This is a genomic window from uncultured Sphingomonas sp., from assembly GCF_964243315.1.
GTDB lineage: Bacteria > Pseudomonadota > Alphaproteobacteria > Sphingomonadales > Sphingomonadaceae > Sphingomonas.
This window is the reverse complement of the sequence record NZ_CAXTEM010000075.1, coordinates 1-11226: the sequence shown is the minus strand read 5'-3', so window position 1 is coordinate 11226 and position 11226 is coordinate 1. Positions and strand designations below refer to the sequence as shown.

The 11226-nt window shown below is 67.8% G+C and carries 12 protein-coding genes and 1 pseudogene; 2 read left to right on the top strand and 11 right to left on the bottom strand.

Translation table 11 applies throughout. From position 1 onward, the window contains the following. Positions 1–293: 293 nt before the first annotated feature. Together ACFE77_RS14815 and yaaA are read right to left on the bottom strand one after the other, a co-directional pair. Positions 294–992: an SDR family NAD(P)-dependent oxidoreductase gene (locus ACFE77_RS14815; protein ID WP_375422419.1), complete on the bottom strand. Its 699-nt coding sequence runs from the start codon at positions 990–992 to the stop codon at positions 294–296. Then, a complete protein-coding gene (gene yaaA, locus ACFE77_RS14810; protein WP_375422418.1) occupies positions 989–1735 on the bottom strand; it encodes a peroxide stress protein YaaA in 747 nt (248 codons plus the stop codon). Before yaaA ends, ACFE77_RS14815 begins: the two co-directional genes overlap by 4 nt. Positions 1736–1893: 158 nt before the next feature. Between yaaA and ACFE77_RS14805 the strand changes: the two genes are divergently transcribed. Next, on the top strand, positions 1894–3207 hold the full coding sequence (locus ACFE77_RS14805; RefSeq protein ID WP_375422417.1) for a hypothetical protein: 1314 nt from the start codon (positions 1894–1896) through the stop codon (positions 3205–3207). Between the two features lie 257 nt (positions 3208–3464). On the opposite strand, the gene ACFE77_RS14800 is transcribed toward ACFE77_RS14805, so the two are convergent. From ACFE77_RS14800 to ACFE77_RS14770, 7 genes are read right to left on the bottom strand one after another with little or no spacing between them, the layout of a single operon-like run. Beyond that, positions 3465–4262, bottom strand: coding sequence for a TrmH family RNA methyltransferase (locus tag ACFE77_RS14800; RefSeq protein ID WP_375422416.1), 798 nt, complete (start codon positions 4260–4262; stop codon positions 3465–3467). Then, positions 4262–4537: an HPr family phosphocarrier protein gene (locus ACFE77_RS14795; RefSeq protein ID WP_375422415.1), complete on the bottom strand. Its 276-nt coding sequence runs from the start codon at positions 4535–4537 to the stop codon at positions 4262–4264. Before ACFE77_RS14795 ends, ACFE77_RS14800 begins: the two co-directional genes overlap by 1 nt. Next, entirely contained in the window at positions 4534–4941 is a 408-nt protein-coding gene (locus ACFE77_RS14790; protein ID WP_375422414.1) for a PTS sugar transporter subunit IIA, read from the bottom strand. Before ACFE77_RS14790 ends, ACFE77_RS14795 begins: the two co-directional genes overlap by 4 nt. Before the next feature lie 17 nt (positions 4942–4958). Further along, entirely contained in the window at positions 4959–5876 is a 918-nt protein-coding gene (rapZ, locus tag ACFE77_RS14785) for an RNase adapter RapZ (protein ID WP_375422413.1), read from the bottom strand. Continuing rightward, on the bottom strand, positions 5873–6307 hold the full coding sequence (locus ACFE77_RS14780) for an HPr kinase/phosphorylase (protein ID WP_375422412.1): 435 nt from the start codon (positions 6305–6307) through the stop codon (positions 5873–5875). The genes rapZ and ACFE77_RS14780 overlap by 4 nt, the downstream gene beginning before the upstream one ends. Before the next feature lie 20 nt (positions 6308–6327). Next, on the bottom strand, positions 6328–7896 hold the full coding sequence (locus ACFE77_RS14775) for a stimulus-sensing domain-containing protein (protein ID WP_375422411.1): 1569 nt from the start codon (positions 7894–7896) through the stop codon (positions 6328–6330). After that, the gene (locus ACFE77_RS14770) at positions 7865–8572 is read right to left on the bottom strand and encodes a response regulator (RefSeq protein WP_375422410.1); all 708 of its coding nucleotides are present in this window, start codon (positions 8570–8572) and stop codon (positions 7865–7867) included. Before ACFE77_RS14770 ends, ACFE77_RS14775 begins: the two co-directional genes overlap by 32 nt. A gap of 168 nt (positions 8573–8740) precedes the next feature. Here ACFE77_RS14770 and ACFE77_RS14765 point away from each other — a divergent pair, with 168 nt between their 5' ends. Further along, positions 8741–10348, top strand: coding sequence for a phosphoenolpyruvate carboxykinase (locus ACFE77_RS14765; protein ID WP_375422409.1), 1608 nt, complete (start codon positions 8741–8743; stop codon positions 10346–10348). Between the two features lie 192 nt (positions 10349–10540). Here ACFE77_RS14765 and ACFE77_RS14760 read toward each other — a convergent pair whose 3' ends face one another. Both ACFE77_RS14760 and ACFE77_RS14755 read right to left on the bottom strand, forming a co-directional pair. Next, positions 10541–11011, bottom strand: a complete 471-nt coding sequence (locus ACFE77_RS14760; RefSeq protein WP_375422408.1) for an NfeD family protein — start codon at positions 11009–11011, stop codon at positions 10541–10543. Beyond that, positions 11008–11226 (bottom strand): annotated as a pseudogene (locus ACFE77_RS14755) (SPFH/Band 7/PHB domain protein); the annotation flags it as partial. The pseudogene ACFE77_RS14755 and the gene ACFE77_RS14760, both read right to left, overlap by 4 nt.

Genomic DNA, 11226 nt, shown 5'->3' with positions numbered 1-11226 from the left:
ATCGCATAGTCGAGATAGCTCGACTTCATCTCGTCGACGATCGAGATCGTCGAAATGTCGGAGGGTTCGGCGAGCAGGGTCTCGTCGGCCAAGTTTCACGCTTTCAGGTTGTTACGGGAACGGGCTCTATCTAGGCCTTCGTCACGCGAATGTCACGCGCGGGTGGGGCTATAGAGGCGAGGAGCACCGCCCCATTTGTGCTCCCGCGAAGGCGGGAGCCCAGTACTGGGTCCCCGCCTTCGCGGGGACACACGGTGGGTAGATGGAGAGCGGGCGACCACGATGCCTGCTCCCTACGGGATGATCTCGACGCCCTCTTGATCGAAGACCTTGCCGCTGTCCGTCATCTTCAGCCCGTCGATCACGTCGAGCAACTGCATCGCCGCGCGATCGGGCGTGAACAGCGTTCCGGGGCGGACGTTCGCCTGGAACGGCTTCGACAGCGCGGTGTCGACCGTACCCGGATGCAGCCCGACCACGATCGAGCGATCGTTGCGGCGGCGTTCCTCGATCGCGAGGGTGCGGATCAGCTGGTTGAGCGCGGCCTTGGCAGCGCGGTAGCCGTACCAGCCGCCGAGCCGGTTATCGCCGATGCTGCCGATCCGTGCGGAGAGCGCGGCGAAGACGCTGCGGTCGCCGCGCGGCATCAGCGGCAGGAAGTGCTTGGCGACCAGCGCCGGACCGATCGCGTTGACCGCATATTGGCGCGCGAGCCATGCCGCGTCGAGCTCGGCGAAGGCTTTCTCCGGGCCGCGGCCGTCCTCGTGGAGCAGGCCGGTCGCGACGATCACCAGGGCCGGCTTGGCACCCGCTGCGACCCGCGCCGCCGCCGCAGCGATGGTCGCCTCGTCGGACACGTCGATGTGATCCGCTCCCGACGCGGAGCGGGCGAATCGATAGACCGGGCTGGCGGTGCCCTCGTCGTCGAGCGCATCGGCGAGCGCTCGCCCGATCCCGCCCGACGCGCCGATCACGACCGCGCTGGTGGTCATCGCACGAACCTCAAATGATCGTCCGAACTCGCGCCCGGATCGAACCGATAGCCGTCTGTGTCGAAGCCGTGCAGCCCGTCGACATCCTCGATCCGGTGCTCGATCACCCAACGCGCCATCATGCCGCGCGCCTGTTTGGCGTGGAAGCTGACGAACCGCGCATCGGCGCCCTCGCGGAAGTCGACCGCGACGGTGCGGACATGCGCAGGCAGCCGGCCATCGACCGCGGCCCAATATTCCTGGCTCGCCAGATTGAGCACGACATCGGACCCCGCCGCGGCGAGATCCTCGACCAGCGCCGCCGCGATGCGATTACCCCACCAGTCGGTCAGCTTCTTGCGCCGCGGTGCCCAATGCGTGCCCATCTCCAGCCGATAAGGACGCATCAGGTCGAGCGGGCGGAGCAGGCCGTAGAGACCGGACAGCATCCGCAGATGGTCCTGCGCATAGTCGATCCCGGCCTCGTCCAGCGTCGCCGCGTCGAGCCCGGTATAGACGTCGCCCGCAAAGGCGAACATCGCCGGGCGCTCGGGCTGCGTCGCGAAGTGGCCGAACCGACCGGCGTTCAGCTTGGCGAGCGCGGGCGAGATGTGCATCAACTCGCGCAGCCTTTTCTGCGAAAGATTGGCCGCCGACCGCGCGAGCGACAGTGCCTCGTCGGCGAAGCGGGCCTGGGTCGGCTCGATCGCGGGGAGCTGGCTCTCGTAGTCGAGCGTCTTGGCGGGTGAGATGACGGCGATCATCGGTGGCGGGTAGCCGCGCACCGGCGGCCGTTCAATCGCTGTTCAGCGCATGTCGGACATCGCACGCCGGTGCGGCGGATCGCTTGAACGTGGTGATCGGGAGCTTTAGGGCCCGCGCGAAGGTTTAGGCAGCGATGCCCCATCAGGAGATACTCGGTATGAAGATCCTCTCGAAGCTAGCGGTTGCCGCGCTGCTGACCACCAGCGTCGGCGGCCTGACCGTCGCGGCGCCCGCCGTGGCGCAGAAGAAGGACGAGCAGAAGGGCGGCCTGAAGCTCAGCAAGCCGGTCGCCGCGATCGCCAAGTCGGCGCAGGATGCGATCGCCGCGAAGAACTTCGCGGTCGCCGATCCGATCCTGGTGCAGGTCGAGACGCTCGCGACGACCGACGACGACAAGTATATCGCCGCCGCGCTGCGCTACGATTACGAGAACCAGAAGCTTGCCGCCGCGCAGGCCGCCAACCCCAAGGCGCCGCTCGACCAGACTTCGCTCGCCAAGCCGCTCGACGCGCTGATCGCGGCCAAGAATACGCCGGCCGCGGATCGCGGCAAGTACCTCTACCGTCGCGGCCAGCTCGCCTCGATCGGGGGCCAGTTCCAGGTCGCGACGCAATATTATCAGCAGGCGAAGGCTGCGGGCTACAACGATCCCGAATTCGAGCTGCAGCTGATCAAGACCAAGTTCCAGTCGGGCGACGTTACCGGCGGTCTCACCGATCTGGAGGCCGAGGTGAACAAGCAGGAAGCAGCGGGCACCAAGGCGCCCGAGGCCTATTACCGCTACGCGATCGCCCAGGCGAACCAGAAGCAGCTGAAGCCGCAGACGATGACGTGGCTGAAGAAGTATATCACCGCCTATCCGACGACCGCCAATTGGCGCGCGATCCTGATCACCTACGGCTTGCAGCCGACCAGCGTCGTCAAGCTCGACAAGAGCCAGTCGATCGATCTGTTCCGCCTGCTGCGAGCATCGGGGTCGCTGGCCGACCAGGCGCTGTACGAGGAATATGCGCAGAGCGTGTACGATCGCGGTCTGCCGTACGAGGCGCAGGCGGTGGTCCGCGAGGGGCAGGCATCGGGCAAGCTGCCCGCGACCAGCTCGTCGGCCAAGGCGATCGCCACCGATTCGGCGACCGCGATCCGCGAGGAAGGCTCGCTGACCGCCCAGGAGAAAAAGGCGGCATTGGCCAAGGACGGCAAGCTCGCCTCGCAGGTCGGCGATGCGTATCTCGGCCAGGGCAACTACGCGAAGGCGATCGAGCTGTACCGCTCGGCGCTGACCAAGGGCGGCGTCGCCACGGACGAGGTGAACACCCATCTCGGCATCGCGCTCGCGCGGTCGGGCGACAAGGCGGGCGCGACGACCGCCTTCGCCTCGGTCACGACGGAGCCACGTGCCGGAATCGCGCAGCTGTGGTCGACCTATGTGACGGTCGGCTCGACGCCGTCGGCACCGGGCGCGCCGTCGTAAAATGAGAGGGGGAGGGGCGTGGGAACGCCTCTCCTCCGCTTCTCGCGGGTGGGTCTAGGGCGGAGAGGCGGCTCGCTAGCGCTGGCGATCTCTACGCGACCTGTTTGTGCTCCCGCGAAGGCGGGAGCCCAGTACTGGGTCCCCGCCTTCGCGGGGACACAAGCGGCAATTCTCGAAACGGAATAAGCACCGATCAGGTCCGGGTTGACAGAGGGAGAGAGAAGCGCGGAGCTTCATCAATCCAAACAGCTCCACGGCTACCGGCTTTGCGCCAGCACCTCATACGCCATCACCGCCGTCGCCACTGCGGCATTAAGGCTGTCCGCCTTCCCCAGCATCGGGATCTTGACCAGCAGGTCGCACGCCGCCGCATATTCCGCGGGCATCCCCTGCGCTTCGTTGCCCGTCAGCAGGAACGTCGGCGCGGCGTACCGCGCGCTGCGATAATCGGCCTCGGTGTCCAGGCTCAGCCCGACCAACTGCCCCGGTCCGCCTCGCAACCATTCGTGGAACGGCGCCCACTCCGTCTTCACCACCGGCACGGTGAACAACGCGCCCATGCTGGCGCGGACCGCCTCGACCGAGAACGGATCGACCGACTCGCCGATCAGGATCAGCCCGCCCGCGCCGACCGCATCGCCGGTGCGCAGGATGGTACCGAGATTGCCGGGATCGCGCAGCCGTTCGGCGACCAGCCAGATCGACGCGCTCGACCGATCGAGATCCTCCAGCGTCGTGGTCAGCTCGTCATAGACGCCGACGACGGTCTGCGGGTTGTCCTTGCCCGATAGCTTGGCGAGGATGTCGGGCGTGGTCTCGATCACCTCGCCGCCAGCCGCCTCCACCGCGCGAACCAGGTCCCAGACCAACGCGTGCGATGCGCTTGCCGCGGCGTAGAACAGCAGGCGCGGCAGGCGCCCCATGTCCTTGGCCTCGGTCAGGATGCGCAGCCCCTCGGCGAGGAACTGGCGCGCGGCGCGGCGGTGGCGCTTGTCGCGAAGGTCGCGGACCTGCTTGATCAGGGGATTGGAATAGGCGGTGATCTCGCGCGGCATCAGTCCTCGCCGAACTTGGCCTCGACGAGGTCGCAGAGCGCGGTGACCGCGAGTCCGGCGCCCGCGCCGCTCGCGCTGATCGTGATCTCGTCGCCCATCGCCGCGCCGAGCATCATCAGCCCCATGATCGAGGTGCCGGTGACCGTGCCCGCGCCGGCCTTGGTCACTGCGACCTCGCAAGGCTGGGTGGAGGCGAGGGTGACGAACTTGGCGCTGGCGCGCGCATGCAGGCCGCGCTTGTTGGGGACCGTGACGGTGCGCGAGACCTCGCTCACGCGGCCGCCTCGCCAAGGACTTCCGACGCTACGGAAATATACTTGCGCCCCGCCTCGCGCGCGGCGGCGACTGCCGCGACCACGGTCATCGACTTGCGCGCCGAGCCCAGCCGGATCAGCATCGGCAGGTTCATGCCCGCGATCACCTCTACCTGCCCGCGCTGCATCAACGAGATCGCGAGGTTGGAGGGCGTGCCGCCGAACAGGTCGGTGAGGACGATCACGCCGCGCCCGGAATCGACCTGCTGGATCGCGGCGGCGATGTCCGCGCGGCGTTCCTCCATATCGTCGTCGGGGCCGATCGCGATCGTCGCGACACGCTCCTGCGGGCCGACGACGTGCACCATCGCGGTCACGAACTCCTCCGCGAGGCGTCCGTGCGTCACCAGAACGAGGCCAATCATCTCAGGCGCTTCACCACTCATTTGCTCGCCGGGGACCCTTCGAGCGAGTCCTGCGGTGCGGCCCCCAGGTCGCGATGACTGATGGTGGGCGAAAAACCGTCCGCGCGCAACCGTGCGCCGATCCGTTCGGCGACATGGACCGACCGATGTCTCCCTCCGGTACAGCCGATCGCGATCGTCACATAGGCCTTCCCCTCCGCGCGATAGCGGGGGACGAGCAACGCCAGCAATGTCTCGATCTGAGCCAACGCAGCCTCATAGGCAGGGTCGGCGGCGACATAGGCGGCGACATCGGGGTCCAGGCCGGTGCCGGGCCTCAGCACCGGGTCCCAATGCGGGTTCCGCAGGAAGCGCATGTCGAACACGAGGTCGGCATTGCGCGGCAGTCCGCGCGCGAAGCCGAACGACATCACCGACAGCACGGGGGCGTTCGCGTCGGCACCGTCGAAGGTCGCGCGTACCTGTTGCGCGAGTTCGTTGGCGGTCATGCTGGTGGTGTCGATCAGCCGGTTCGCCCAATCGCGCAGCGGCATTAGCAGTTCGCGTTCGCGGGCGATGCCGTCCCCGGCTGGTCGGTCGAGTGCCAGCGGATGCCGACGCCGGGTCTCGGAATAGCGGCGTTCTAGCTCGCCGCCGGCACAGTCCAGGAACAGCATGCCGACGTCGTGGCCGTGACGTTCGCGCAGCGTGCTGATCCGCTCGATGATCCGCCCCGGATCGAAGTCGCGGGTGCGTGCGCCGATGCCGATCGCGAGCGGGTGTTCGCCGCCCTCGGCACCAGCGGGCAGGGGCGAATCGAGCAGGCGATCGAGCAGCCGCAGCGGGAGGTTGTCCACCGTCTCCCAACCGAGATCCTCGAGCGTCTTGAGCACGGTCGACTTGCCCGCGCCCGACAGGCCGGTGACGATCAGGATCTCTTTGCGCGCACCGGTCACGATGGCGTGTCAACGGGCTGGCGGAGCGCGAGTTCAACCTTGATCGCCGCCGAAGCGTGGAAAGCGTCGAACGCTACCTCGCGTACGGGCACTCCCGCGATCCGCCGTACCCGCCGATCGGGCATCCGCATCGTCTCGACACCCAGCCGCACTACCAGCCCGACGGGCACGTCGGCGACATGCGGCAGCGCGAGGATGCCGATCCCGCGAACCTCGATCCGGCCCCCCATCGCGCCGGGATTGCGCGCGAGCAGCGCCTCGCCCGATCGCACCAGCAACGTATAGTCGTCGCTGATCAGCGTCGCGCCGCGATCGATCAGCCGCAGCGCCAAGTCCGACTTGCCGGTCCCGGAGAGCCCTTCGAGCAGGACCGCGCGACCGTCGATCGCGACGGCGGTGGCGTGCAGGGTTTCGGACGAGATGAGCGGCATGGGATCCTGTCTGGAGCGGGTCAGCGGCGATCCGCGAGCGGCAGGCGGACGACGAAGCGCGCGCCGCTCAGCCGATCCTCGCGCGACTCGACGACGATCGACCCCTGATGCCCTTCGACGATGGTGCGCGCAATGGCGAGACCCAGCCCGGAATGCTGGCCGAACGCCTCCGCCTCCGGCCGAACCGACTGGAAGCGCCTGAAGATCGATTCGCGCGACTCCTCGGGAACGCCGGGCCCTTCGTCGTCGACGCGGATCACCAACTCGTCCTGTTCGACGAAGGCGGCGATCGCGATCAGGCCGCGGTCGGGGGAGAAGGACAGCGCGTTGTCGATCAGGTTCTCGAACACGCGTTCGAGCCGTGCGCCCTCGCCGAGCACGATCGGTGCCTCCGCGGCGGTGGAATCGAAATGCAGCCGGATACCGCGCTCGATGCCGCGCGCGCGGCGCTGATCGAGCAGTCCGATGATCATCCGTGCCATATCGACCGGCTCGAACTTCGCGCGGCTGAGCTGCGCGTCGAGCCGCGAGGCTTCGGAGATGTCGGTGATCAGCCGGTCCATGCGGTGAACGTCGTCACGCACGATCGCGAGCAGACGCGCGCGTAGTTCCTCGTCCTTCACCGTCTCCAGCCCGTCGACCGCGCTGCGCAGCGAAGCGAGGGGGTTCTTCATCTCGTGGGTGATGTCCGCGGCGAACGCTTCGGTGGCGTCGATCCGTGCGCGGAGCGCCAGGCTCATGTCCGACAGAGCGCGCGCGAGTGAGCCGATCTCGTCGCGGCGCGAGGGCAGGCGAGGCACCACGACCTCTCGCGCGCGGCCGAGGCGGACGCGGATCGCGGCGCGCGCGAGGCGGCGGAGCGGTCGGACGATGGTCCGCGCCAGGAACAGCGACAGCAGCACCGACACGATCGTGACCAGCAACAGCACCAGGCTCAGCCGGAAGCGTTCGATGCGCACCGTCTGGGTGATGTCGCGGGCGTTGATCGTGGTCATGACGACGCCGCCATCCGCCAGCGAGGCGGCAGCGGTGATCACCGGCGTCCGATCCGGCGCGCGCCACACGGTCGCCGCGATCGGCTGTCCTGATTGGACAGCGGCGACATCGGGCCAGCGCCGCCCGTCGGTGCGCTCGCGGTAGAGTGGCGGCCGCGGCGCGCCGACCACGGTGTCGATCACCGCATCGAGGAAGCGGGCGCTGGACTGGTCCCATGCCTGTTTGTCGGGGTCGCTGAGCACGACGTTGCGCAGGCCCAGCGCGCGGCTGTCGAGCATCGTCCGGCCCGCGGCATCGAACAGCCGCAGCCGCGCGCCGGTGTCGGCCGCGAGCCGCAGGGCGAGCGCGGTGCGCCGCTCGCCCTCCACCGTCGCGATCGCTTCCCCGATCAGCCGCGCCTCGCGCCCCGCCTGCGCGACGCGGCTGTCTACGATCCGGCTGCGGTACGAATCGAGGTAGAAGAACCCGCCCGCCAGCATCAGCAGCGCGATGATGTTGACCGCCAGGATCCGCCGCGTGAGCGAGATCTGGCCCGACCAGCGCAGCGCGAGATCGGGACCGTCAGTCCTCTGCGAATCGATAACCGGCGCCATACAGGGTTTCGATGGAGTCGAAGTCGGGATCGACCTGACGGAATTTGCGCCGGAGCCGCTTGATGTGGCTGTCGATCGTGCGATCGTCGACGTAGATGTCGTCCTGATACGCCGCATCCATCAGCTGGTTGCGGGTCTTCACGATGCCGGGACGTTGCGCGAGCGTCTCCAGGATCAGGAACTCGGTCACCGTCAGCGTCACCGGCTCGCCCATCCAGCTGGTGCGATGGCGCGCCGGGTCCATCGTCAGCCGGCCGCGCTCGATCGGCCCCAGCGCCTCGGCATCATCCTGGCCCTCGGTCGCGTGCACGACCTCGGCGCGGCGCAGGATTGCGCGGATTCGTGCGATCAGCAGCCGCTGCGAAAATGGCTTGGCGATATAGTCGTCGGCGCCCATCGCGAGCCCGAGCGCCTCATCGAGCTCGTCGTCCTTGCTGGTCAGGAAAATCACCGGGATCTGGCTCTTCTCGCGCAAACGGCGAAGCAGTTCGAGCCCGTCCATCCGCGGCATCTTGATGTCGAAGATCGCGAGGTCGGGCGGATTGTCGATCAGCGCCTTCAACGCGGTGTCGCCGTCCGAATAGACCCGCGTCACGAACCCCTCGGTCTGGAGTGCGATCGATACCGAGGTCAGGATGTTGCGGTCGTCGTCGACCAGCGCGATCGTCGCGGTCATCGGTACGGCGGAGCCCAGCGGAACATCGCGACGGGGTAGTGCAAAGGCGGGACAGGCTCAAGCGCGCGCGGGCGACGCATGGTTTGACCCGCGCGGCGCCGCTGTCCTATGCGCTTCCTACAAACGTATGCGCCAAAGAGCGCGACGTACCTGGGGAAAGGAAGCATGATGAACGAGCGGATACCTGAACGAGGCCTGGAAACGCAGTCGATCGAGACGCGGGCCGATGTCCACTGGAACCTCACCACGGCGCGGCTCGTCGAAGTCGCGGTCGCGCGCGGCGAGGGCAAGCTCTCCGCGGACGGACCGCTTGTCGTCGAGACGGGCGCGCATACCGGGCGATCGGCGCAGGACAAGTTCATCGTCCGCGATGCGGAGACCGAGAATTCGGTCTGGTGGGGCAAGTCGAACAAGTCGATCGACCCCGCGCAGTTTGCCGCGCTGAAGGCGGACTTCATGTCGGCGCTGCGCCACAAGGAGGACCTTTACGTCCAGGACCTTTATGGCGGATCGCAGCCCGAGCACCGCGTCCGCGTGCGGGTCATCACCGAACTCGCCTGGCACAATCTGTTCATCCGCACGATGCTGGTGCGCCCCGAAGAGCATGAGCTGAAGTCGTTCGACGCCGAATACACGATCATCGACCTGCCGAGCTTCCGCGCCGATCCCGCGCGCCACGGCTGCCGCAGCGAGACCGTAATCGCGGTGAACTTCACCGAGAAGCTGATCCTGATCGGCGGCACGCGCTACGCGGGCGAGATGAAGAAGTCGGTGTTCGGCCTGCTCAACTATCTGCTGCCGCCGACCGGCGTGATGCCGATGCATTGTTCCGCGAACATGGGCGCGGACGGATCGACCGCGGTGTTCTTCGGGCTGTCGGGCACCGGCAAGACGACGCTCAGCGCCGACGCCAGCCGTACCCTGATCGGCGACGACGAGCATGGCTGGTCCGACACCGCGGTCTTCAATTTCGAAGGCGGTTGCTACGCCAAGATGATCCGCCTGTCCGCCGATGCCGAGCCGGAGATCTTCGCGACCACCAAGCGCTTCGGCACCGTACTCGAGAATGTGGTGATGGATCCGGTCACGCGACAGCTCGACCTCAACGACAACAGCCTGGCCGAGAACAGCCGCGGCGCCTATCCGATCGACTTCATCCCCAACGCCTCCGACGAAAATATGGGCGGGGTGCCGCGCAACATCGTCATGCTGACCGCGGACGCGTACGGCGTCCTGCCGCCGATCGCCAAGCTGACGCCCGACCAGGCGATGTACCATTTCCTGTCCGGCTATACCGCGCGGGTCGCGGGTACCGAGATCGGCGTGACCGAGCCGGATGCCACCTTCTCGACCTGCTTCGGCGCGCCCTTCATGCCGCGGCATCCCTCGGTCTACGGCAATCTGCTGAAGGCGCGGATCGCGAAGGGCGGGGTGGACTGCTGGCTGGTCAACACCGGCTGGACCGGCGGTAAATACGGCATCGGCAACCGCATGCCGATCAAGGCGACCCGCGCGCTGCTCAACGCCGCGCTCGACGGCAGCCTCAACCATGTCGAGTTCCGGACCGACCCGAACTTCGGCTTCCAGGTGCCGGTGAGCGTGCCGGGGGTCGATGCCGCGATCCTCGACCCGCGGCTGACCTGGGCGGACAAGGCCGAATACGACGCGACGGCGAAGAAACTGGTCGGCCTGTTCGTGGAGAACTTCGCGCAGTTCGCGGATCATGTCGACGAGGGTGTTCGGCAGGCAGCGCCGGTGGTCGCTCGCGCGGCTTAGCGCCCGGGAGGTGAGTGGCGGCGCTTCTTCGCTGGTCGCCACCCTTGTTTTCACCACCCCGGCGGAGGCCGGGGCCCAGGTGGGAAGGCGGAGGTAACGGAGCACGCCCTCCGTCACAGCCACCTGTCTACCTGGGCCCCGGCCTCCGCCGGGGTGGTGGTGAAGGGAGCATTCGTCGGCCGAACGGCGAACTCAGCCCTCGCGATCGCGGCCAGGCACCACCGGCTCCACCACGACCACCCCGTCCGACACCGCCAAGATCCGCACATCGGCGCCGACCACGAGATCGGCCCCACGCGCCGGCCAGCTACCGTCGCCAACCCGCACCCGGCCCTCGCCGTTGGTCGTCACCACCTCCACGCGGGCGACCTGCCCGATCATCCGCGCCGCGCGGTCGTTGAGGAGGGGGTCGGCCGCGGCGACCGGATAGTCGCTGTACCAGCGCCGCCCGATCATCACCGTCGCCGCACTCCAGGCGGCGAAAGACGCGAGTTGCGCCGCCAGCGGCAGGTCGGCAAGCACCAGCACCGCGACGCCGGTCATCGCCGCGGCGATCGCGAGGAACACCAGGAACACCCCCGGCGCCGCGAGTTCGGCGATACCGAGTACCAGCGCAGCGATCAGCCACGCGCCCGCCGCACCGCCGACCGGATCGAGGTTCACGGCTTCGGCAGCTCGAACGGCCCGCGCTTTGGTTCGGGCTTTGGCGCTGCCGCGGTCGGCGACATCCGGTCGCCGAGCGCATCCTTCGCGAGTTCGCCGATCCCGCCGAGCGTGCCCATCAGCTGGGTAGCCTCGACCGGGAACAGGATGGTCTTGGCATTGGGGCTGGTCGCGAACTTGCCGATCGCCTCGACATATTTCTGCGCGATGAAATA

Coding starts and splice junctions, on each gene's coding strand:
- ACFE77_RS14815 (WP_375422419.1), bottom strand. CDS start 992: ATGACCACCAGCGCGGTCGTGATCGGCGCGTCGGGCGGGATCGGGCGA.
- ACFE77_RS14800 (WP_375422416.1), bottom strand. CDS start 4,262: ATGCCGCGCGAGATCACCGCCTATTCCAATCCCCTGATCAAGCAGGTC.
- ACFE77_RS14765 (WP_375422409.1), top strand. CDS start 8,741: ATGAACGAGCGGATACCTGAACGAGGCCTGGAAACGCAGTCGATCGAG.
- ACFE77_RS14770 (WP_375422410.1), bottom strand. CDS start 8,572: ATGACCGCGACGATCGCGCTGGTCGACGACGACCGCAACATCCTGACC.
- ACFE77_RS14775 (WP_375422411.1), bottom strand. CDS start 7,896: ATGGCGCCGGTTATCGATTCGCAGAGGACTGACGGTCCCGATCTCGCG.
- ACFE77_RS14780 (WP_375422412.1), bottom strand. CDS start 6,307: ATGCCGCTCATCTCGTCCGAAACCCTGCACGCCACCGCCGTCGCGATC.
- ACFE77_RS14805 (WP_375422417.1), top strand. CDS start 1,894: ATGAAGATCCTCTCGAAGCTAGCGGTTGCCGCGCTGCTGACCACCAGC.
- ACFE77_RS14790 (WP_375422414.1), bottom strand. CDS start 4,941: ATGATTGGCCTCGTTCTGGTGACGCACGGACGCCTCGCGGAGGAGTTC.
- yaaA (WP_375422418.1), bottom strand. CDS start 1,735: ATGATCGCCGTCATCTCACCCGCCAAGACGCTCGACTACGAGAGCCAG.